The sequence below is a fragment of the Rhodococcus pyridinivorans genome (genome assembly GCF_900105195.1).
Taxonomy (GTDB): domain Bacteria; phylum Actinomycetota; class Actinomycetes; order Mycobacteriales; family Mycobacteriaceae; genus Rhodococcus; species Rhodococcus pyridinivorans.
In genome coordinates this window covers 1,754,201-1,776,082 of sequence record NZ_FNRX01000002.1, presented here as the reverse complement: position 1 = coordinate 1,776,082, position 21,882 = coordinate 1,754,201, and the positions used below count along the sequence as shown (strand labels likewise).

Below are 21,882 nucleotides of genomic sequence, written 5' to 3'. Positions count from 1 at the left end.
CGGGAAGACTACCGAGCCGGGCCCGCCTGTGTGCGACGACCCGAGGACTCCCGGAGCACCTCGTCGAGCTGCGCGGCCCAGTGCCGGACGATCTCCCGCCGGCGGGCCGAGTCGTCCGTCAGCACGTCGGCCAGGCCGAGGCCGCGCGCGAGATCCAGGGTCGCCTGCACCGTCCGGTGCACGACCGGGTCGGTGTCGTCGGCACCGAGCTGCTCGACGGCCACCGCGTGCGAGACACGGCCGAACTTCTCCTCGAGCGGCAGGAGCATCTCGCGCAGAGCCGGATCGGCCGCCGCGGCCGTCCACACCTGCAGGGCGGCCTTGAACATGTTGCCGGTGCATTGGTCGACGATGCGCTCGACCACCGCCTCCGTGCGGCCGACGCCCTCGGGCACGTCGAACGGTTCGGTGCGGACCCGCTCGATGCGACTGTCGAACATGAACTCGAGCGATGCGGTGATGAGATCCTCCCGGGTCGGGAAGTGATGCTGGGCGGCCCCGCGCGACACTCCTGCCCGCTCGGCGACCACACTCACCGTGGTTGCGGCCCAACCGGATTCGACGAGGCAGTCGATCGTCGCCTCGAGCAGTCGCCGCCGCGTGGCGCGGCTGCGGTCCTGCTTCGGTTCTCGCGCCATCGGGACTCCTGTTCCTGCCTGTCCTGTCACGACCCCGTGGTCACGACCGTTCCGTCACGACTGATCTTCCGCCGAACGGGTATTCGTGCGACCCCGAGACCGTACGCAAAGGTCATCATCCGTACACTCGTATAACAGGTCGGGGGGAAAGGGGAGCACCACGTGGCGACCACCGTCAGGCGCGAGGACTACTTCGACGCCGCGCTGGCCATCCTGGCCACCAACGACCATGCCGGACTCAAGCAGGCACGGTTGTGCAGTCACCTCGAGGTGACGACCGGCTCGTTCTACAACTATTTCGAGAGCTGGGCGCAGTTCAAGACCGAATTCCTCCAGCACTGGCTCGAGAGCCAGACGCTCCAGCTCGCCGCCGCGGCGCGCCTCGAGGGTTCGATGACCCGGCGGCTCCGGTTGCTCGTCGAATTCGCGTGCAGCCTCCCCCACTCCGCCGAGTCCGCCATCCGCGGTTGGTCGCACAGCGACTCCGGCGTCCACGAGGTGCAGAGCGAGGTCGACGACCTGCGGTACGCGGTGGTGGCCGAAGCGGTGGCCCAGTACCTCGGTTCGAGGGACCAGGCCGAGCGGTTCGCGCGGCTGGCCCTGTACACGCTCGTGGGCTACCAGCAGACCGTGCCGCTGCAGGACGTGAGCTCGTTGCGGTGGTCCCTCGCCTATCTGCTGGGGACGCTGCTCCCAGCGGAGGAGGCGACCGGTCTCTTCCCGCCGGATTCCTTCCCGCCGAACAACGGAACCTCCGGGTTCGAGGTGTCGAACCCCGAAACCTCGAACCCGGAAGCATCCGACTCGGAAGCGTCGGCCTAGTACGACTTCGGCAGGCCCAGCGAGTGCTGGGCCACGAAGTTGAGGATCATCTCCCGGCTGACCGGCGCCACGCGTGCGATGCGCGCGGCGCCGAGCATCGCCGCGAGGCCGTACTCCCGAGTGAGGCCGGCACCGCCGTGGGTCTGGATCGCCTGGTCCAGCGAGGCGATCGCAGCCTCACCCGCGGCGTACTTGGCCATGTTCGCGGCCTCGGCGGCCCCGAAGTCGTCGCCGCTGTCGTAGAGGACGGCGGCCTTCTGCATCATGAGCTTGGCGAGTTCGAGCTCGATCCGGCGCTGCGCCAGCGGGTGCGCGATGCCCTGGTGCGCACCGATGGGCTGCTTCCAGACGGTCCGCTCGTTGGCGTAGCGCACCGCGGCGTCGAGGGCGTACCGGCCCATACCCACTGCCATCGCCGCGCCCATGATCCGTTCGGGGTTCAGTCCGGCGAACAGCTGCATGAGCGCGGCCTCCGGCTCACCGACGAGTGCGTCGGCGGGAAGTCGGACGTCGTCGAAGAACAGGGAGAACTGGTAGTCCGGCTCGAGGATGTCCATCTCCATGGGCGTCTTCGTGAAGCCCGGGGCATCGGTCGGCACGATGAACAGGGCCGGACGGAGCTTGCCGGTCTTCGCGTCCTCGGTGCGGGAGACGACGAGCACGGCGTCGGCCTGGTCGACACCGGAGATGTAGACCTTGCTGCCGGAGAGGATCCAGTCGTCACCGTCGCGGCGCGCGATCGTGGTGATGTTGTGCGAGTTGGATCCGGCGTCGGCCTCGGTGATGCCGAAGGCCATGATGCAAGAGCCGTCGGCGAGGCCGGGCAGCCATTCCTGCTTCTGAGCGTCGGTGCCGTACTTGGAGATGATGGTGCCGCAGATCGCCGGTGAAACCACGACGAGCAGCAGCCCGGCGCCCTTCGCGGAGAGCTCCTCCTGCACCAGCGCGAGTTCGTAGATGCCGGCGCCGCCGCCTCCGTACTGCTCCGGAAGGTTCACACCGAGGAAGCCGAGCTTGGCCGCCTCCGCCCACAATTCGGTGAGCGGCTCGTGCGCGCGCGACTTGGGAAGTACGTAGTCGACGTAGTTGTAGCGCTCGGCCAGAGCCGCCACCGCAGCGCGTAGTTCCTTCTGTTCTTCGGTCTCGATGATGCTCACGGGGATGCCTTCCGGGTCGGGTGAGAGGACGCGCGGCCGTGGACGGTCGCATGAGGGAACAGGTGGGTCAGGCGCCGTAACCCAGCCGCTTGGCGGCGAGTTCGGTGAGGATCTCTGTGGTGCCACCACCGATGCCGAGGATGCGCATGTCGCGGTACTGCCGTTCGACCTCCGATTCGGCCATGTACCCGAGGCCGCCGAACAACTGAACCGCCTGGTCGGCGACCCATTCGCCGGCCTCGACCGCGGTGTTCTTCGCGAAACACACCTCGGCGATCAGGTCGGTCTCTCCCGCCACGGCGCGCTCGGTGACGTGCCGCGTGTAGACGCGCGCGACGTCGACGCGACGCGCCATCTCGGACAGGGTGCGCTGCACGGCCTGGCGGGTGATCAGCGGCCGGCCGAAGGTCTCGCGGTCGCGGCACCACGCGACGGTCAGGTCCAGGCACCGCTGCGCACCCGAATAGGCCTGGGCGGCGAGGGCGATCCGCTCGGAGACGAAACCCTGTGCGATCTGCCAGAATCCGGTGTTCTCCGCGCCGACGAGGTTGGTGACCGGTACGCGGACGTCGGCGAAGGACAACTCGGCGGTGTCCGACGCGCGCCATCCCATCTTGTCGAGCTTGCGGGAGACGGTGAAACCCGTTGTGCCCTTCTCGATCACGAGCAACGAGACTCCCCCGGCGCCGGGACCTCCGGTGCGGACGGCGGTGACCACGAAGTCGGCGCGGCATCCCGAGGTGATGTAGGTCTTCGCGCCGTTGACGACGTAGTGGTCGCCGTCGCGCACCGCGGTGGTGGTCAGATGACCGACGTCCGATCCGCCGCCCGGTTCGGTGATCGCGAGGGACCCGACGAGTTCGCCTGCGAGAGTGGGCCGTACCCACTTGTCGATCTGATCGGGATCGCCGGCCGCGATGAGGTGCGGCAGGGCGATGCCGCACGTGAACAGTGATGCGAACGCGCCGCCCGAGGCCCCCGCCTCGTGGAACGCCTCGCACACGGTGAGCGTGTCGGCGCCGTCGCCACCGGAACCGCCGACCTCCTCGGGGAATCCGGCGCCGAGCAGGCCGATCTTCGCGGCCTCGACGTGCAGTTCGCGGGGCAGTTCGCCGGCGCGCTCCCAGTCGTCGAGGTGGGGCAGGATCTCACGCTTCACGAAACCGGTGACGGTCTCGCGGAGGGCGAGACGCTCGGGGGTGGTCCACATGCTCACGATGTCTCCGATGGTGTTTTCGGTCGAGGATGGTGTTTCGGTCGAAGATGTCTCGGCCGGAGGTGTCTCGACTGTGGGGCGGGCGGTCTCAGGTGGCGGACGAGCCGGGCTCGCGCCCGGCGCCGGGGGCACCGGCGAAGGCCTGCGCGAGGCCGAGCCATTCCTCCGCGTCCGGGCCGTCGGCGACGAGGGCGGTGTCGTCGCGGTGGATGCGCTGGGTGACGAGCAGGCAGAAGTCCAGGGCCGGGCCGGTGACCGACTGCGCGGCGTCCTCCGGACCCCATTCCCAGCTGTCCCCGTCGGGGGCGGTAAGCACGACGCGGAACGGCTCGGCCGGGGGCTTCCGGTCGCGGATGACGTACGCGAAGTCGCGCGTCCGCACCCCCAGGTGCGCGACGTTCTTCAGGCGCGCGGTGGGCGTGCGGGTGACACCGAGGGCGTCGGCGACGTCACCCCCGTGCGCCCAGGTCTCCATGAGCCGCGCGGTCGCCATCGACGCCGGCGACATCGGCGGTCCGAACCACAGGATCTTCGTACCCCGCGGGAGTTCGGCGAGCGCGTCGGCGAGTTCGCGGCGGGTGTCGCGCCAGTCGGCGAGCAACTCCGCGGGCGGCCGCCCCGCCTGTTCCTCGGCACCGACGTCGACGAATCCCAGCGGGTCGCCGAATGCCGCTTCGACCATCTTCACGAAGGCGTCCGGGTCGCGCACGGCGGTGAGCGCCGCCCGGTCGGTCCACAACAGGTGACCGATCTGGTGAGCGATGGTCCAGCCCTCCGCCGGGGTGGGCAGTGCCCAACTCCCGTCGGGCAGGGTCGCGACGAGAGCGTCGAGATCGTCGCCCTCCGCGCGGAGATCGTCGAGCACGATGTACAGATCGGACATGCGGCAAGCGTCACACGCCACAGCCCCAAAATCAAGCACGTGTGATTGTTTTTTGCGGCAGGCGTCGTTCGTGCTCGTCGGACAGACTGACGAGATGGCCGACGATTCCCGCACGCACACCGTCGGCCCTGTCGTCGCGGTCCTCACCGCGGTGCTGTCGATGCAGTTCGGGGCGGCCTTCGCCGCGACCCTGTTCGACCGGGCTGGTGCTCTCGGCACGGTGACCCTGCGCCTGCTGTTCGCCGCCGTGATCCTCTGCGCGTTCACCCGGCCCCGGCCGTGGACGTGGACACCGGAACAGTGGCGGGCGGTGGTGACACTGGGCGCGAGTCTCGCGCTGATGAACACGGCGTTCTACGGAGCGTTGACGCGACTGCCGCTCGCCGCGACCGTCACCATCGAGTTCCTCGGCCCTCTCGGGCTGGCCGCGATCCTGTCCCGACGTATGCGCGACGCCCTGTGGGTGGTGCTCGCGCTGGGCGGGGTGGTCCTGCTCGGCGTCGGCGACGGTGCCGGGCTGTCCACCGGTCCCGATCCGCTCGGAGTCGCCTTCGCGCTGGTCGCCGCATCGGGGTGGGCCTGGTACATCGTGGCGGGCTCACGTGTGGCGACGACCCTGCCCGGATCGGCGGGGCTGGCCGGGGCGACGACGATCGCGGCCGTCGTCGTCCTGCCGTTCGGCGCGGCGACGGCCGGCACCGAGCTCCTCCGGCCCGGCCTCGTCCTCGCAGGACTCGCCGTGGCGCTGCTGTCGTCGGCGATCCCGTACACCCTCGAGATCCGTGCCCTGCGCGACCTGCCGAAGAAGGTGTTCGCGATCCTCATCGCGCTCGAACCCGCCGCCGCAGCGCTCGCCGGCGCTCTGGTGCTGAGGCAGGTCGTCGAACCTCTCGCCCTCGCGGGTATCGCACTCGTGGTGGTCGCGGGGGCTGGTGCGTTGCAGCACTCGCGCGCGTGACCCGGCGCCGGATGTAAGCCAGGTCAGCGGGTACGGGTGATCAGTCGGACCAACTCCCCCGCCGGACCGGACAACACCCGCGGCGGCCTCCAGACCGCGCGGAGCACACGCTGCAGGTCGAGTCCGTCCACCGCGACCGCGACGAGCCGGCCGGAGTCCAGATACTCCTCCACCGCCAGGGTGCTCAGCACCGCCGGGCCCGTGCCCCCGAGCACACTCGTGCGGACCGCGGCTCCGCTCCCGAGTTCGAGCAGCGGTGCGGCCCGGTCGTACTCCTGCAACGCGAGGTCGAGGGTGCGGCGGGTACCGGACCCCTCCTCGCGGACGACCAGTGGTGTCGCCGCGAATTCGGCCACGGTGAGCGGGCGCCGCCGCCGTGCCCACGGATGCTGCGGCGGGACGACCACGACCAGGCGGTCGCGTGCCACCGCGACACTGTGCAGTCCCTCCGGAACCGTCGGCCCCTCGACGAACCCGACGTCGCATCCGCCCTCGGCGACGACGTCACACACCCGCATCGAGTTGTGGACCTGCAACTGGATCTGGACGTCGTCGCGGAGCGTGCGGAAGGCGCCGAGCCACCGCGGGATGAGGTGTTCGGCGACCGTCATCGACGCCGCGACCACCAGTTCGGGTTGCTGTTCGACGCGCAGTGCTGCAGCGGCGTCGAGGAGGCGTTCCGCGTCGGCCAGGACCTCCCGCGCCCAGTGCGCGACCACCGTGCCCTCCGGGGTGAGCACCGAACCCGTGCGGCCCCGCCGCACGAGGACCGCGCCGAGTTGCCGTTCGAGTCGGCGCAGCATGCGGGTCGCGTTGGGTTGGGCGAGACCGGCCGCGCGGGCCGCGGCGCCGAGCCCGCCCCGGTCGTCGACCCCGACGAGCAGTTCCAGAGCGACGAGATCCGGCCAGCTGGTCATGCACGAACGATATGCCGCACTCGCCACTCATATCCATTCGATATGAGCTCATGTCCGATCGACGGCTGGTGCGGACACCGCTGCGGCGGAAGAGTCGAGGCATGCTCACCGTCCACGCGCCCGTGTCCCGGCCCACCGTCGTCCCGGGTCTCCTCGTGGCCGCGGCGGGCGCGGTCGTCGCACTGGGAGCGGCGCACCTGATCCCCGGGACGAGCCCGTTGCTCGTCGCGATCGTCCTGGGTGTGGTCGTGGCGAATATCGGTCTGCCCGCACCGGTGGTCGGCCTTCTGGAGCCGGGCCTGGGTACGGCGTCGAAGCGTCTCCTCCGAGTGGGCGTCGCTCTTCTCGGCGTGCAGCTCGCGGTCTCCGATCTCGTCGACCTCGGGTGGGGCACAGCGGTCGTCGCGGCGACCGTCGTCGTCGCGGGTATCGGCGGGTCGCTCGCCTTCGGCCGGTGGCTCGGGGTGGGCTGGACCCAGCGCCTGCTCATCGCGTGCGGTTTCTCGATCTGCGGAGCCGCGGCCGCGGCGGCGGTCGACGGTGTGATCGATTCGCGCAAACGCGAACTCGTCACCACCGTCGCATTGGTGGTCGTCTTCGGCACCGCGATGATCCCGCTCGTTCCGCTCGCCGCCGGGATGCTCGGGCTGACTCCCGGGACCGCCGGTCTGTGGGCGGGTGCGGCGATCCACGAGGTCGCCCAGGTGGTCGCGACCGGCACCGCCCTCGAGGCCACCGCCGGTGGGGTGCTCGCCGCGGCGGTGACGGTCAAGCTCGCACGGGTGGCACTGCTGGCCCCGGTCGTGGCGGTCGTCGGGGTCGTCGCTCGGCGGCGCGGTGAGGACCGCCGCGACGAGCGCACTCCCCCGATCGTGCCGGTCTTCCTGCTGGGTTTCCTCGCGTGCGTCGCACTGCGCTCGACCGGACTGCTCGATCCGATCGTGGTGGAGGCTGCGGGGACGGTGCAGCGCACGCTGCTGACCGTCGCGATGTTCGCCCTGGGCGCGGGGGTGCGCCGGGAAGTGCTCCGCGGCGTCGGATGGCGTCCGATCGCGCTCGCGGCAGCGGCGACCGTCTGGGTCGCGGCGATAGCCCTGATCGGCGTGTTGTCACTCAGCGGGCGGTGACGATCAGGACGGCCGACGAGATCGCGAGCACCACGACCGTGGCGGAGACCGCGACGTTGCGCCACCAGAAATAGGGCGCGCGACCCGCGACCAGACCGCGCACTCGCGCGCGGTGACCGATCCGGGAGGCGAGCAGCACCGCCAGCACGGGCACGAGGCAGATCAGGCCGATCGACGCGACCACGGCACCCGGGCCCGGCACGAACCGCATGAATCCGAGCACCACCGCACCGAGCACCGAGGCGGTGCGCAGCCACGCCAGACTCGTCCGTTCGGGCTGCAGACCGACGTCGCCGTGCCGCAGATCGTCCCGGCTCACGGTGCGGCTCGTCTCACCGGGCGATCGCGACGGCGAGCACGACCCCCGAGACCCCGAGGGCCACGGCGAGCAGATAGGCCACCCACGGCACCGGGAGTGCCCGTCCGGTGCGCATCGCGTGCTCGACGCGGTGCCAGCGGATCAGCGCGAACACCGTGAGCACAGCGGCGAATCCGAGCAACACGCACGCCAGCACCGTGCGGAGCCCCTCCGACACGATGCCGCCCGCGAAGGTCTCCAGCGCGACCGCCGCGGCGATGACGCCGAGCGCGGTCCGCACCCACGCGAGGAAGGTGCGCTCGTTGGCCAGCGTGAAACGAGGGTCCGGGTCCGTACCGTCACGCAGCGCCTTCGGGCGCCAACCGTGCAGCGCCTTCGGGCGCCGGCCTCCGCTGGTCTCCACGGAGCGGACTCTATCCCCGGACCGATCAGCCCACGACGAGATCGGACCCGCGGGCCGCCACGGGACGGGTCTTCAGCGGCCGCTTCGCCGGTCCTTCGACCGGCGCGCCGTCGAGGTCGTACCGGCTGCCGTGGCACGGGCAGATGATGCGATCGTCCTCGACACCGCTGAGATTGCAGCCCTGATGGGTGCAGATCGCGATGAACGCGCGGAAGTCGCCCTCTGCGGGCTGGGTGACGACGAGCCTCTTCGATTCGAGCATGACGCCTCCGCCGACCGGCACGTCCGCGACGGCGGCGACGACCTCCGCATCGGGTCCGGGAGGCGCCGTCGTGGTCGGTGCGGGCACCGCCGATCGCGCCTCGCCGGTGTCGCCGGACGATCCGCAGGCTGTAAGGGCCGCGCCGGCCGCCACCACACCGGCGCCGCCGATGAGGGTGCGGCGCGTGAGCGCCGTGCGGTCGAGGTTGTCGCTGCTCATGCACATGTCCGTTCGGGTCGGGATTCGGTTCTCCCGAGCCTATCGACGAACGTCCGGGCAGGCCGCGACCTGCGTCACCCGCGGCTGTGTCAACGACGCAACGAGGCGAGCAGCGGAAGACGGCGTCGGCGACGACCGAGTTCGACGAGGCTCTCGCGATCGGTGATCTTGACGCGCGGCCGACCCTGGGCTCGTCCGGCCTGCCGCTCGGCGGCGTCGATGGTCTTCCAGCCGTCCAGGTCCACCCGATCGGGCCTGCGCTGTGCGAGCAACCGGTTCAGCGCACGACGGTCGCCGCGGGGAGCGGCGAGTGCACCGGAGTCGAAGTCGGCCAGCAGCGCGGCGACGGTCTCCTTCGCGCATCCCTTGTTGGTGCCGATGACGCCGCTCGGGCCGCGCTTGGCCCACCCGGTGACGTAGACGCCGGCGTCCACACGACCGCCGGTGTTGGGAACGACCCCGCGGACGTCGTCGAAGGGCACACCCGGCAGGGGAACGCCGCGATAGCCGATCGACCGGAGTACGAGCGTGGCGGGCAGGTCCTCGAAACGGCCGGTGGGTCGGGCGGAGAGACGACCACTATCGTCGACGAGTTCGGTGCGTTCGATCCGCACGCCGGTCACGTGGTCGTCGCCGAGCAGGTCGCTCGGCGCGGCGAGGTACCGGAAGACGATGCGGCGGTGCCCGGGACGGACGGGCCGGCCGGCGTACTCGCTGGCGAGACGGACGCGCAGCGCGGTCGCCGCGTCCTCCTCCACGGCCCGGGCGCTCACCGGATCGAGTTCGAGGTCGGCGTCGTCGACGACGACGTCGACTCCGGTGAGGTCGCCGAGGGCGAGGAACTCCGGATTGCTGTACGCGGCCTGGGCCGGGCCGCGCCGGCCGAGCAGGACGACCTCGCGGATGTTGCTCTTCCGCAACGCCGTCAGGGCGTGGTCGGCGATGTCGGTGCGCGCGAGTTCGTCGACGTCCATGGTGAGTATCCGCGCGACGTCGAGGGCGACGTTGCCGTTGCCGACGATGACGGCGCGTTCCCCGGACAGATCGAAAGTGCGGTCGGCGTAGTCGGGGTGGCCGTTGTACCAGGCGACGAACTCGGTGGCAGCGTGGCTGCCGGGCAGGTCCTCACCGGCGACCCCGAGGCGGCGGTCGGACGACGCACCGGTCGCGTAGATCACGGCGTGGTGGTGCTCGAGCAGTTCGGCGTGGGTGATGTCGCGACCGACCTCGGTGGCAAGGTGCAGGGCGAACTCCTCGCGCCGGAACGACCATTCGAACGATTCCGTGACCGCCTTGGTCCCCGGATGATCGGGGGCGACACCGGCGCGCACGAGGCCGAAGGGAGTCGGGAGCCGGTCGAACATCTCGACCTCGACTTCGGAACGTTCGAGCAGTTCCTGGGCGGCGTAGCAGGCCGCGGGGCCGGCGCCGACGATCGCGACCCGCAGCGTTCCACGATCGCGCGGAGGCGCCGGGGTGGGCACGAGGGGCTTCCACCCCTCCGGCGCCGGGTGGTCCTCGTACCAGGCCGCGTTGATCTCGGCGAACCGCATCTGGGAGGGATCGAGCTTGTCGTCGGGCAGGATCGCCTCGACCGGGCACGCGTCGGCGCAGGCGCCGCAGTCGATGCAGGTCTTCGGATCGATGTGCAGCATCTCGGCGGTGGCGAACTCGGGCTCGCCCGGCGAGGGGTGGATGCAGTTCACGGGGCAGACTGCGACGCAGCTCGCGTCGTTGCAGCAGGTCTGGGTGATCACATAGGCCATGGGAAGGGTCCTCGGCAGCCGGGCGGAGCGTCCGCAAATTTCATGTAACGATCCGTAACAGTTAATTCGACTGTAGCGGCTGTCGCCGTGGGTTCGCAAGAGAACCTGCGACCGCCCACCGAAACTGCGAGAATCGCACGATCGGACATCCGACCCGGGGGGGACACATGGCCACGTCGACGCCGAGCACCGATCTGCCTCGGACGCGACCGCTCACGGAACTGCCCGAGCAGGCGAACCCCTTCTCCACCGAGCGCACCGTCCGCACCGGCGACGTCGACACCGATAAGCGACTGCGGCTCGACGGCATCGCCCGCTATCTCCAGGACATCGGCACCGACAACCTCGCCGCCGTCGGCGCGTCCGAGACCGACCCGCTCTGGATCGTCCGGCGCACGATCGTCGACGTGCACCGCCCCGCCGAGTACGGCCGCACGCTCCGGCTGCGACGTTGGTGCGACGCCCTGTCGACGCGGTGGGCGAACGTGCGGGTCCGCTTCGACGACCCCGGCGACGCCCCGGACGGCCCGCTGATCGAGACCGCGGCGTTCTGGATCGACATCGGTCCCACCACCGGCGCCCCCACCCGGATCAGCGACGGCCTGTTCGAGCACATGGCCCGCTACGCGCACGACACACGCCTGAAGTGGACGGCGTGGCTGCCCGCTCGCGCACCCGACGAGGTCGACGACGAACGCGTCTTCCCCCTACGCGCCACCGACCTCGACCCGTTCGGGCACGTCAACAACGCCGTCTACTGGCACGGCCTCGAGGAGCTCCTGCCCCTCCGGCCGGACATCCCGGACGCGCCGTACCGGGCGGTGATCGAACACCTGCGCCCCGTCGCCGCCGGCGAGACCCTCACACTGCGGACGACCCTGCGAGAGGACGGACTGACGGTCTGGTTCACGGTCGAGGATCACACTCGCGCGGTCGCGTGGATCGGCCGGAAACCGGACGCTCTACGGTGGACCCCATGACCCGTACCCTGATCTTGCTGCGCCACGGCAAGTCCGCGTACCCGGACGACGTGGACGATCACGAGCGTCCCCTCTCCCCCCGCGGACGCCGCGAGGCCGGACTCGCCGGTCGCTGGATCCGGGCGAACCTGCCCGAAGTGGACGCCGTTCTGTGCTCCACCGCGACCCGGACGCGCAAGACACTCGCCGAAGCAGCCGTGGAGGCTCCCGTCGAGTACCGCGACAGCCTGTACCACGCCGATCCGGAATCCCTGGTCGCCGAGATCCGGGGAACGGCCGACGACGTGCACACCCTGCTCGTCATCGGGCACGAGCCGACCCTCTCCGCGACCGTCCTCGGGCTCATCACGGATCACAGCACCGACGCTGCCCATCAGGTGGCCGAGAAGTTCCCCACCTCCGCGATCGCGGTCCTCACGGTGAGCGGATCCTGGTCCGAACTGTCGCGAGGCACCGCCGAACTCGTGGACTTCCACATCCCGCGCTGACCCGCGTCCCGAGCGACCCACCCCGAGCGGAACTGCCACGGGACGCTCGCACGCACGCCGTGACGGCATCACCGTCGAGAACAAATGACGAAGGTCCCGCCCCCGAAGAGAAGAGGGCGGGACCTTCGTCGTCTACTACGGCAGCGAACTACCGGTAGTCGTTGGAGTAACCGTAGTCATCCAGCGGCACTGCAGCGCCGGTGTTCTGGCCGAAGCCGTCCGGCGAGTAGTACTGGTCGTCGTACGCCGGGATGGCGTACGCGGCCGCACGGGCCTCCTCGGTCGGCTGGACCTCGATGTTCCGGTACTTGTTGATACCGGTACCGGCGGGGATCAGCTTACCGATGATCACGTTCTCCTTGAGACCGATCAGCTTGTCCGAGCGGCAGTTGATCGCCGCGTCGGTGAGCACGCGAGTGGTCTCCTGGAAGGACGCCGCCGACAGCCACGAGTCGGTGGCCAGCGACGCCTTCGTGATACCCATGAGGACCGGACGGCCGGCAGCCGGCTCGCCACCCTCCTGAACCACACGGCGGTTCGCAGCCTCGAACTCGCTGCGCTCGACGAGCGAACCGGGCAGGAACTCCGTCGAGCCCGAGTCGATGATCGTCACGCGACGCAGCATCTGACGCACGATGACCTCGATGTGCTTGTCGTGGATCGACACGCCCTGGCTCCGGTAGACCTCCTGGACCTCGTGGACCAGGTGGACCTGAACCTGACGCGGGCCCATCACGCGCAGCACCTCGTGCGGATCGGCAGAGCCCTCGAGGAGCTGCTGACCGACCTCCACGTGATCGCCGTCCGCGAGCACGCCCTCGGTGCCGTCGGCCTTGCGGATGACGTGCAGACGCTGACGCTTGGACAGCTTGTCGTACACGACCTCCTCGCCACCGTCGTCGGGGATGATCGTGATCTTGTAGAAACGATCGTCGTCCTCGAGACGGATGCGACCGGAGACGTCGGCGATCGGGGCCTTGCCCTTGGGGACGCGAGCCTCGAACAGCTCCTGGACGCGGGGCAGACCACCGGTGATGTCCTCACCGACGCCACCCTGGTGGAAGGTACGCATCGTCAGCTGCGTACCGGGCTCACCGATCGACTGGGCGGCGACGATACCGACGGCCTCGCCGATGTCGACGAGCTTGCCCGTCGCCATCGAACGGCCGTAGCAGGTCGCGCACACGCCGGTGCCGGTGTCGCAGGTCAGGACCGAGCGGACCTTGACCTTCTGGATACCGGCCTCGAGCAGCGCCTCGATCGCCGGGTCGCCGAGGTCGGAACCACGCTCGACGACGACGTTGCCGTTCGCGTCGACCGCGTCCGTCGCCAGCGTGCGAGCGTAGGTGCTGGTCTCGATGTGAGCGTCGCGCACGAGCTCACCGGTCGGCTGACCGGTCGCGTCGCGTGCGAGCTCGGCGATGGTCATCTCGATGCCGCGCGGCGTGCCGCAGTCGACCTCGCGGACGATGACGTCCTGCGAGACGTCGACCAGACGACGGGTCAGGTAACCCGAGTCGGCGGTACGGAGAGCGGTGTCGGCCAGACCCTTACGCGCGCCGTGCGTGTTGATGAAGTACTCGGCGACGGTCAGGCCCTCACGGAAGGAGGACTTGATCGGGCGCGGGATGAACTCGCCCTTCGGGTTCGTCACCAGACCCTTCATGCCCGCCAGCGAACGGATCTGGGTCATGTTGCCCGCAGCACCGGACTTGACGATCGTGGGGATCGGGTTGTCGTCCGGGTAGTGCGCCTCCATGACCTGACCGACCTCTTCGGTCGCTTCCTGCCACAGCTTGACGAGCGAGTCGCGACGCTCGTCCTCCGAGAGCTTGCCTCGGTCGTACTGCCGCTGGATGGCGTCGGCCTGGGTCTCGTACCGCTCGAGGATGTCCTTCTTCTCCGGCGGAACGAGCACGTCCGCCATCGAGATGGTGACACCCGAACGCGTGGCCCAGTAGAAGCCGGCGTCCTTGAGCTTGTCGACGGTCTGCGCGACAACGATCATCGGGTACCGCTCGGCCAGGTCGTTGATGATCGCGGCCTGGCGCTTCTTCGGCATGATGTCGTTGACGAACGCGTAGTTCGTCGGCAGCAGCTCGTTGAACAGCACGCGACCGAGGGTGGTCTGCGTGGTCCACGGCTCACCGAACTTCCAACCCTCCGGGAACAGCTCGTTCTCGACGTCGCGCGGCGGACGCAGCTGGGTCAGGCGCACCTTGATCGGAGCCTGGACCGACAGCACGCCACGGTCGACGGCCATCTGGGCCTCGGCCGGCGACGAGTAGACGCCCTGCTCGGGCTCGTCGGCGGTCGCGGCCGTGTAGGCGCCGGGGGCGTCCTCGACCAGACGGGTCAGGTGGAACAGACCCGTCACCATGTCCAGACGCGGCATGGCGAGCGGGCGGCCCGATGCCGGCGACAGGATGTTGTTCGACGACAGCATCAGGATGCGGGCCTCGGCCTGCGCCTCCGCGGACAGCGGGAGGTGCACGGCCATCTGGTCGCCGTCGAAGTCGGCGTTGAAGGCCTCACACACGAGGGGGTGCAGCTGAATGGCCTTGCCCTCGACGAGCTGCGGCTCGAACGCCTGGATACCGAGGCGGTGCAGCGTGGGAGCACGGTTCAGCAGAACCGGGTGCTCGTTGATGACCTCTTCGAGGACGTCCCACACCTGCGGGCGCTGACGCTCGACCATGCGCTTGGCGGACTTGATGTTCTGCGCGTGGTTGAGGTCAACGAGACGCTTCATCACGAACGGCTTGAACAGCTCGAGCGCCATCAGCTTCGGCAGACCGCACTGGTGCAGCTTGAGCTGCGGACCGACGACGATGACCGAACGGCCCGAGTAGTCGACGCGCTTACCGAGCAGGTTCTGACGGAAGCGGCCCTGCTTGCCCTTGAGCAGATCGGACAGCGACTTGAGCGGCCGGTTACCGGGACCGGTGACCGGCCGGCCACGACGGCCATTGTCGAACAGGGCGTCGACCGACTCCTGCAGCATCCGCTTCTCGTTGTTGACGATGATCTCGGGGGCACCGAGGTCGATCAGTCGCTTGAGGCGGTTGTTGCGGTTGATGACGCGGCGGTACAGGTCGTTGAGGTCGGAGGTCGCGAAGCGGCCACCGTCGAGCTGCACCATCGGACGCAGTTCCGGCGGGATCACCGGCACGGCGTCGAGAACCATGCCCATGGGCGAGTTGCCGGACTGCTGGAACGCCGCCACGACCTTCAGGCGCTTGAGAGCACGGAGCTTCTTCTGGCCCTTGCCGCTGCGGATGGTCTCGCGCAGCGACTCGGCCTCGGCATCGATGTCGAAGTTCTCGATGAGCTTCTGGATCGCCTCGGCACCCATGGCACCGGTGAAGTACTCGCCGTAGCGGTCCTGGAGCTCGCGGTAGATCATCTCGTCGACGATCAGGTCCTTCGGCTTCAGCTTCGTGAAGGTCGTCCAGATCTCGTCGAGGCGGTCGAGCTCGCGCTGCGCACGGTCGCGGAGCTGACGCATCTCGCGCTCGCCGCCGTCCTTGACCTTGCGGCGGACGTCGGACTTGGCGCCCTCGGCCTCGAGTTCGGCGAGGTCGGCTTCGAGCTTCTGTGCACGGGCCTCGAGGTCGGCGTCGCGCTGGTCGGCGACCGACTTCTTCTCGACCTCCATCTCGGCTTCGAGAGTGGAGAGCTCGTTGTGGCGCAGCTCGTCATCGACCGACGTGATGACGTACGCGGCGAAGTAGATGATCTTCTCGAGATCCTTCGGCGCGAGGTCGAGCAGGTAGCCGAGGCGGCTCGGCACACCCTTGAAGTACCAGATGTGCGTCACCGGAGCGGCGAGCTCGATGTGGCCCATACGCTCACGGCGGACCTTGGCGCGGGTCACCTCGACGCCGCAGCGCTCGCAGATGATGCCCTTGAAGCGGACACGCTTGTACTTGCCGCAGTAGCACTCCCAGTCCCGGGTGGGACCGAAGATCTTCTCGCAGAACAAGCCGTCCTTCTCGGGCTTGAGCGTGCGGTAGTTGATGGTCTCGGGCTTCTTGACCTCGCCGTACGACCAGTTACGGATGTCCTCGGCGGTGGCCAGGCCGATCCGGAGTTCATCGAAGAAGTTGACGTCGAGCACGTAACTTCCTTTCCCCTGTGCGGGTTGTATTGCTGCTAGTTGTCGCTATCGCTGCCGGGGCCCGACGCGGTACGCGCCCAGTGGTGTCGGGGTGCGTACCGCGTCGGCTCGGCTCCTAGTTCGCGAGGTCGTCGACCGTGGCCGACTCGTTGCGGGAAAGGTTGATGCCCAGGTTGGCGGCCGCCCGCTCGAGGTCCTCGTCGTCGCCGTCGGCCATCGCGATGGCCGCGCCGTCGCTGGAGAGGACCTCCACGTTCAGGCACAGCGACTGGAGTTCCTTGAGGAGCACCTTGAACGACTCGGGGATACCCGGCTCGGGGATGTTCTCGCCCTTGACGATCGCCTCGTAGACCTTGACGCGACCGACCACGTCGTCGGACTTGATCGTGAGCAGCTCCTGGAGGGTGTAGGCGGCGCCGTAGGCCTGCATGGCCCAGCACTCCATCTCACCGAAGCGCTGACCACCGAACTGTGCCTTACCACCGAGCGGCTGCTGCGTGATCATCGAGTACGGACCGGTCGAACGCGCGTGAATCTTGTCGTCGACCAGGTGGTGCAGCTTGATGATGTACATGTAGCCGACCGACACCGGGTACGGGAACGGCTCGCCGGAGCGACCGTCGAACAGCGTCGCCTTGCCGTCGGGGCCGACCATGACCTCGCCGTCGCGGTTCGGCAGCGTCGAGGACAGCAGACCCGTCAGCTCCTCCTCGCGGGCACCGTCGAACACCGGCGTGGCGATGTTGGTGTCGGGCTCGGCGGCGAGCATCTCATCGGAGAGGTTCTGCGCCCACTCGGGACGGCTGCCGTCGTCGGCCACCTGGATCTGCCAGCCGGCCTTGCCGATCCAGCCCAGGTGCGTCTCGAGGACCTGGCCGATGTTCATACGACGCGGAACACCGTGGGTGTTCAGGATGATGTCGACCGGGGTGCCGTCGGGCAGGAACGGCATGTCCTCCTGAGGGAGGATCTTGCCGATGACGCCCTTGTTGCCGTGGCGGCCGGCGAGCTTGTCGCCGTCCTGGATCTTGCGCTTCTGCGCCACATACACGCGGACGAGCTCGTTGACACCCGGAGGCAGATCGTCGTCGTCCTCGCGCGAGAACACGCGAACACCGATGACCTTGCCGTTCTCGCCGTGGGGCACCTTCAGCGAGGTGTCGCGGACCTCGCGCGCCTTCTCACCGAAGATCGCGCGGAGCAGGCGCTCCTCGGGGGTCAGCTCGGTCTCGCCCTTCGGCGTGACCTTGCCGACGAGGATGTCGCCGTCGCGGACCTCGGCGCCGATGCGGACGATGCCACGCTCGTCGAGGTCGGCGAGGACCTCGTCGGAGACGTTCGGGATGTCGCGGGTGATCTCCTCGGCACCGAGCTTGGTGTCGCGAGCGTCGATCTCGTGCTCCTCGATGTGGATCGAGGTGAGCACGTCCTCCTCCACGAGGCGCTGCGACAGGATGATCGCGTCCTCGTAGTTGTGGCCTTCCCACGGCATGATCGCCACGAGCAGGTTCTTGCCGAGCGCCATCTCACCGTTCTCGGTGCAGGGGCCGTCGGCGAGGACCTGGCCGGACTCGACGCGCTGTCCTTCGTCCACGATCGGACGCTGGTTCGAGCAAGTGCCCTGGTTCGAACGGTCGAACTTGCGCAGACGGTAGGTCTTGCGGGTTCCATCGTCGGCCATGACGGTGATGAAGTCGGCGGAGACCTCTTCGATCACGCCGCTCTTCTCGGTGACGATGACGTCGCCGGCGTCGACGGCGGCACGCAGCTCCATGCCGGTACCGACGATCGGCGACTCGCTGCGCACCAGCGGCACGGCCTGACGCTGCATGTTCGCGCCCATGAGGGCACGGTTGGCGTCGTCGTGCTCGAGGAACGGGATCATGGCGGTCGCGACCGACACCATCTGGCGCGGCGAGACGTCCATGTACTCGACCTGGTCGGCGGAGACGTACTCGATCTCCGCGCCCTTCTTACGGACGAGCACACGCTCGTCCGAGAAGCGGTTGTCGGAACCGATCGGCGAGTTGGCCTGCGCGATGAGGTAGCGGTCCTCCTCGTCGGCGGTGAGGTACTCGACCTCATCGGTGACGACACCGTCGACGACCTTGCGGTAGGGCGTCTCGATGAAGCCGAACGGGTTGACCCGCGCGTACACCGACAGCGAGCCGATCAGGCCGATGTTCGGACCTTCCGGGGTCTCGATCGGGCACATGCGGCCGTAGTGGGACGGGTGGACATCGCGGACCTCGAGGCCGGCGCGCTCACGCGACAGACCGCCGGGGCCCAGCGCCGACAGGCGACGCTTGTGGGTCAGGCCCGAGAGCGGGTTGTTCTGGTCCATGAACTGCGACAGCTGGGAGGTTCCGAAGAACTCCTTGATCGCGGCCACGACCGGACGGATATTGATCAGGGTCTGCGGCGTGATCGCCTCGACGTCCTGGGTGGTCATGCGCTCACGGACCACGCGCTCCATGCGGGACAGGCCCACGCGGATCTGGTTCTGGATGAGCTCGCCGACCGTGCGCAGACGACGGTTGCCGAAGTGGTCGATGTCGTCGACCTCGACGGGAACCTCGACGCCGCCGGGGACGGTCATCTTGTTCTCGCCCGCGTGCAGGCGCACGAGGTACTCGATCGTGGCGACGATGTCTTCCTCGGTGAGGGTGGACGCCTCGATCGGCTGGCCCGTGTTCAGGCCGAGCTTCTTGTTGATCTTGTAACGGCCCACGCGCGCCAGGTCGTAGCGCTTGTCCTTGAAGAAGAGGTTCTCCAGCAGGGTCTGCGCGCTCTCCTTGGTCGGCGGCTCGCCCGGACGGAGCTTGCGGTAGATGTCGAGGAGCGCCTCGTCGGTGCCCGCCGTGTTGTCCTTCTCGAGCGTCGACATCATGATCTCGGAGAACCCGAAACGCTCGACGATCTGCTCGGTGGACCAGCCCAGCGCCTTGAGCAGCACGGTGACCGGCTGACGACGCTTGCGGTCGATACGCACGCCGACGGTGTCGCGCTTGTCGACGTCGAACTCGAGCCAGGCACCGCGACCCGGGATGACCTTGACGCTGTGCAGGTCCTTCTCGGTGCTCTTGTCGACGTTCTTGTCGAAGTACACACCGGGCGAACGCACGAGCTGCGACACCACGACACGCTCGGTGCCGTTGATGATGAAGGTGCCCTTGTCGGTCATCATCGGGAAATCACCCATGAAGACCGTCTGGCTCTTGATCTCACCGGTGTTGTTGTTGATGAACTCGGCGGTGACGAACAGCGGAGCCGCGTACGTCATGTCCTTGTCCTTGCACTCCTCGACGGAGGCCTTGACCTCGTCGAAGCGCGGATCGGAGAAGGACAGGGACATCGAACCCGAGAAGTCCTCGATGGGCGAGAGCTCGTCGAGGATTTCTTCCAGGCCACCGACGACGTGACCGTCGCCGCGCTCGGCAGCCTTCGCGCGCCAGCGCTCCGAGCCGATCAACCATTCGAACGAATCGGTCTGTAGATCGAGGAGCCCGGGAACTTCGAGGGGTTCGCGAATCTTCGCGAACGACACCCTCGTCGGGGCTCCGGGGATTCCGGCTACTGCCTTGGTCTGGCTAGAGACTGCCAAGATGCGTCCTTCCAGCACCTCACGCGGGCCGCTCCAACCGGTGCGACCGCCGCTGTACCTGCTTCTTCATGTGGGGCGTTTTCGCTGGTCGCAACCCGAACGAGAACCCCACCGACGCACCGAAACGGTCTCGCTCGAAAGAGCGAATTCCGACTCGACGATCAGAAGGTGAACAGGAGGCAGCCAGCGCAAAGAACTAACCTACACCTGAGTAGGCGAAATGTCCACAGGGGTGCCTCAAAGAAACCTGGCAAACGACCTCGAGCGGCTCACGAGGAAGCCTTCAGTCGAACAGGCGTACCGATAGAGTGACCGCTCGCGTCGCCTGCGTCAAGACTGCGCGTCCGGAACGATCCGCGCGTCGCGGCCGCGGACGCCCCCGGTGAGGGGGCGATCCGCAGCCGTCGTCACCGGTCGCGGATCTCCGAGACCAGCCATCGTCCGTCCGACTTCTCCATCCTCACCAGCAGCGGTGCGGCCGCACTTCCCTGGGCGATCCCGTCGCCGGTGGCGCTGACGTTGATGTAGGCGGCGACCTCGGCGCGGGTGTCGTCGATCATCGTCACGCCGATGTGCTCGACCATCACCTCGGTGACCGTGCGGGTGTCGATCGCGGCCTTCTTGGTGACGTCCGCGGTCGAGTCGAACTCCTCGAGCCGCTCCGGGGTCAGCAACTCCCGGATCCGGCCGAAGTCCTCGTCGATGGTGCGGTAGTCGTAGCCGTGCATGGTCTCGATCGCGACCTTCGCGGCCTCGGTCACCTCGCGTGTCTCCGCGGTGTCGACCCACGCGACGTTCGAGATCTCGGCGCCGGGGCGGAAGGCTGCGACCGCGGCGATCACCGCGAGCACCACCGCCACCGCACCGACGACGATCACCGGACGCCACCCACCGGAGGCACGCGACCTGCCGGCGTCACCGGCGGGAGGCTCGGGCGGATCAACCGGCTCGGCCGGAGACTCCGTCGGGTGCTCTGCGGGAGTTCCGTCGCCGGCCGCCGGGGCCGGCTTCTCCTGCTTCTCGTCCTGCTTGTCGAGCGTCACCTCGGAGGGTCGTGACTGCTCGGCAGAAGTTTCCTCGGCAGAGTTTTGCTCTGCCCGGGTCGGGCGTTCGTCCTCTGCCCGGGTCGGGCGTTCGTCCTCTGCCCGGGTCGGGCGTTCGTCCTCTGCAGGGGTCGCCCGAGGCGGTCGGGACGTGCCGGCGACCTTCGGCCGACGGCGCGGGGGCCCACTGGGGCCGGTCTTCCGTCGCTGCGGGGGCACTACACGTTCTCCTTCGTCGACTTGCCGAACATCACGGGCCCGCCTCGCCCTCGGGCGCGGGCGCCCCGGAACCCTCGGGCGCGGGCGCCCCGGAACCCTCGGGCGCGGGCGCCCCGTCCGGTGCGGGCTGCGCGCCGGGATCGGGAGCCGGAGCACCGGGGACCGGTCCCGACTCCATCTCGACGGAGGCGAGCGGTTCGATGGTCTCGGCCTTCCACACGTCACCGTCCTTGCGCAGCGACACGAGCACCGGGACCTTGTTGGTCACGAAGTACTCGGGAGTCTGGGTGCGCACGGCCAGGACGACGAGCGCCTTGCCCAGGTCGTCGTCGGTGTTGAGTTCGGTGAGCGTTCCGAACAGCACCTCGGCCGACATGCTGGTGCCGGTCTCCGCGACCCGGGCCCGGATGTCCTCTTCGGTCGCCGCGAGATCGTTGCGCAGGGCGTCGCCGGTGATCGACGACCGCATGTTCTCGATCGACAGGTCGACGTCGTTCGCGTCGACGCTGTTCAGGTTGACGGCCGCCTGCATGGCTCCCGAGAGCGCGGCGTCGCGCGCCTCGGCAGCCGAACGGTCCACCAGGAGCGCGCGCCCCCAGCCGTAGCCGAACCACACCGCCGCCGCGAGGGCGACGACGGCGAGCACCGAGACGACGGCGAGGGCCGCCCTGCGTGCCCCGCCCGGCCCCCGCCCGTCCGCGGACGAGTTGCCGTCGGCGGAGGGGGGCGGGGTGGGCGGAG

Annotated in this window: 18 protein-coding genes; 5 read left to right on the top strand and 13 right to left on the bottom strand. The window is 68.8% G+C overall.

The annotated features are described in order from the left end of the window. Positions 1 to 8 precede the first annotated feature (8 nt). Entirely contained in the window at positions 9 to 638 is a 630-nt protein-coding gene (locus BLV31_RS08820; protein ID WP_064060458.1) for a TetR/AcrR family transcriptional regulator, read from the bottom strand. Between the two features lie 162 nt (positions 639 to 800). Between BLV31_RS08820 and BLV31_RS08815 the strand changes: the two genes are divergently transcribed. Then, on the top strand, positions 801 to 1,460 hold the full coding sequence (locus tag BLV31_RS08815) for a TetR/AcrR family transcriptional regulator (protein ID WP_064060457.1): 660 nt from the start codon (positions 801 to 803) through the stop codon (positions 1,458 to 1,460). Here BLV31_RS08815 and BLV31_RS08810 read toward each other — a convergent pair. The 3 genes from BLV31_RS08810 to BLV31_RS08800 all read right to left on the bottom strand — a co-directional run bounded on the left by BLV31_RS08810 (position 1,457) and on the right by BLV31_RS08800 (position 4,716). Continuing rightward, positions 1,457 to 2,617: an acyl-CoA dehydrogenase family protein gene (locus BLV31_RS08810; RefSeq protein WP_006552263.1), complete on the bottom strand. Its 1,161-nt coding sequence runs from the start codon at positions 2,615 to 2,617 to the stop codon at positions 1,457 to 1,459. The genes BLV31_RS08815 and BLV31_RS08810 overlap by 4 nt on opposite strands. A gap of 67 nt (positions 2,618 to 2,684) precedes the next feature. Continuing rightward, positions 2,685 to 3,833, bottom strand: a complete 1,149-nt coding sequence (locus BLV31_RS08805) for an acyl-CoA dehydrogenase family protein (RefSeq protein WP_037218035.1) — start codon at positions 3,831 to 3,833, stop codon at positions 2,685 to 2,687. A gap of 88 nt (positions 3,834 to 3,921) precedes the next feature. Continuing rightward, positions 3,922 to 4,716, bottom strand: a complete 795-nt coding sequence (locus BLV31_RS08800) for a TIGR03084 family metal-binding protein (RefSeq protein ID WP_064060456.1) — start codon at positions 4,714 to 4,716, stop codon at positions 3,922 to 3,924. 94 nt (positions 4,717 to 4,810) lie between these two features. Between BLV31_RS08800 and BLV31_RS08795 the strand changes: the two genes are divergently transcribed. After that, positions 4,811 to 5,674: an EamA family transporter gene (locus tag BLV31_RS08795; RefSeq protein ID WP_064060476.1), complete on the top strand. Its 864-nt coding sequence runs from the start codon at positions 4,811 to 4,813 to the stop codon at positions 5,672 to 5,674. A gap of 23 nt (positions 5,675 to 5,697) precedes the next feature. Here the strand turns inward: BLV31_RS08795 and BLV31_RS08790 are convergent, their stop codons facing one another. Next, entirely contained in the window at positions 5,698 to 6,591 is an 894-nt protein-coding gene (locus tag BLV31_RS08790) for a LysR family transcriptional regulator (protein WP_019291245.1), read from the bottom strand. A 101-nt stretch (positions 6,592 to 6,692) separates the two neighbouring features. On the opposite strand from BLV31_RS08790, the gene BLV31_RS08785 reads away from it, so the two are divergent. Continuing rightward, positions 6,693 to 7,718, top strand: a complete 1,026-nt coding sequence (locus tag BLV31_RS08785) for a YeiH family protein (protein ID WP_006552268.1) — start codon at positions 6,693 to 6,695, stop codon at positions 7,716 to 7,718. Here BLV31_RS08785 and BLV31_RS08780 read toward each other — a convergent pair. The 4 genes from BLV31_RS08780 to BLV31_RS08765 all read right to left on the bottom strand — a co-directional run bounded on the left by BLV31_RS08780 (position 7,705) and on the right by BLV31_RS08765 (position 10,687). Next, positions 7,705 to 8,037: a DUF202 domain-containing protein gene (locus tag BLV31_RS08780; RefSeq protein ID WP_006552269.1), complete on the bottom strand. Its 333-nt coding sequence runs from the start codon at positions 8,035 to 8,037 to the stop codon at positions 7,705 to 7,707. The genes BLV31_RS08785 and BLV31_RS08780 overlap by 14 nt on opposite strands. Before the next feature lie 13 nt (positions 8,038 to 8,050). Then, the gene (locus BLV31_RS08775; RefSeq protein WP_174556260.1) at positions 8,051 to 8,440 is read right to left on the bottom strand and encodes a YidH family protein; all 390 of its coding nucleotides are present in this window, start codon (positions 8,438 to 8,440) and stop codon (positions 8,051 to 8,053) included. Between the two features lie 25 nt (positions 8,441 to 8,465). Next, positions 8,466 to 8,921: a Rieske (2Fe-2S) protein gene (locus BLV31_RS08770; protein WP_006552271.1), complete on the bottom strand. Its 456-nt coding sequence runs from the start codon at positions 8,919 to 8,921 to the stop codon at positions 8,466 to 8,468. A gap of 89 nt (positions 8,922 to 9,010) precedes the next feature. Further along, entirely contained in the window at positions 9,011 to 10,687 is a 1,677-nt protein-coding gene (locus tag BLV31_RS08765; RefSeq protein ID WP_064060455.1) for an FAD-dependent oxidoreductase, read from the bottom strand. A 167-nt stretch (positions 10,688 to 10,854) separates the two neighbouring features. Here BLV31_RS08765 and BLV31_RS08760 point away from each other — a divergent pair, with 167 nt between their 5' ends. Next, positions 10,855 to 11,667, top strand: a complete 813-nt coding sequence (locus BLV31_RS08760; protein WP_064060454.1) for an acyl-[acyl-carrier-protein] thioesterase — start codon at positions 10,855 to 10,857, stop codon at positions 11,665 to 11,667. Continuing rightward, on the top strand, positions 11,664 to 12,155 hold the full coding sequence (locus BLV31_RS08755; protein ID WP_059383303.1) for a SixA phosphatase family protein: 492 nt from the start codon (positions 11,664 to 11,666) through the stop codon (positions 12,153 to 12,155). Before BLV31_RS08760 ends, BLV31_RS08755 begins: the two co-directional genes overlap by 4 nt. Positions 12,156 to 12,303: 148 nt before the next feature. Here the strand turns inward: BLV31_RS08755 and BLV31_RS08750 are convergent, their stop codons facing one another. The 4 genes from BLV31_RS08750 to BLV31_RS08735 all read right to left on the bottom strand — a co-directional run bounded on the left by BLV31_RS08750 (position 12,304) and on the right by BLV31_RS08735 (position 21,787). Continuing rightward, complete coding sequence (locus BLV31_RS08750; protein ID WP_006552275.1) at positions 12,304 to 16,275, bottom strand: DNA-directed RNA polymerase subunit beta'; 3,972 nt, start codon at positions 16,273 to 16,275, stop codon at positions 12,304 to 12,306. A 115-nt stretch (positions 16,276 to 16,390) separates the two neighbouring features. Beyond that, positions 16,391 to 19,897, bottom strand: a complete 3,507-nt coding sequence (gene rpoB, locus BLV31_RS08745) for a DNA-directed RNA polymerase subunit beta (RefSeq protein WP_006552276.1) — start codon at positions 19,895 to 19,897, stop codon at positions 16,391 to 16,393. A 389-nt stretch (positions 19,898 to 20,286) separates the two neighbouring features. Further along, positions 20,287 to 20,922 carry a hypothetical protein gene (locus BLV31_RS08740; RefSeq protein ID WP_174556261.1) on the bottom strand — a complete coding sequence of 212 codons (636 nt, stop codon included), beginning with the start codon at positions 20,920 to 20,922 and terminating at the stop codon, positions 20,287 to 20,289. A 250-nt stretch (positions 20,923 to 21,172) separates the two neighbouring features. Beyond that, positions 21,173 to 21,787 (bottom strand): hypothetical protein, encoded by a 615-nt coding sequence (locus BLV31_RS08735; protein WP_024101678.1) that lies wholly within the window; start codon positions 21,785 to 21,787, stop codon positions 21,173 to 21,175. Positions 21,788 to 21,882 lie beyond the last annotated feature (95 nt).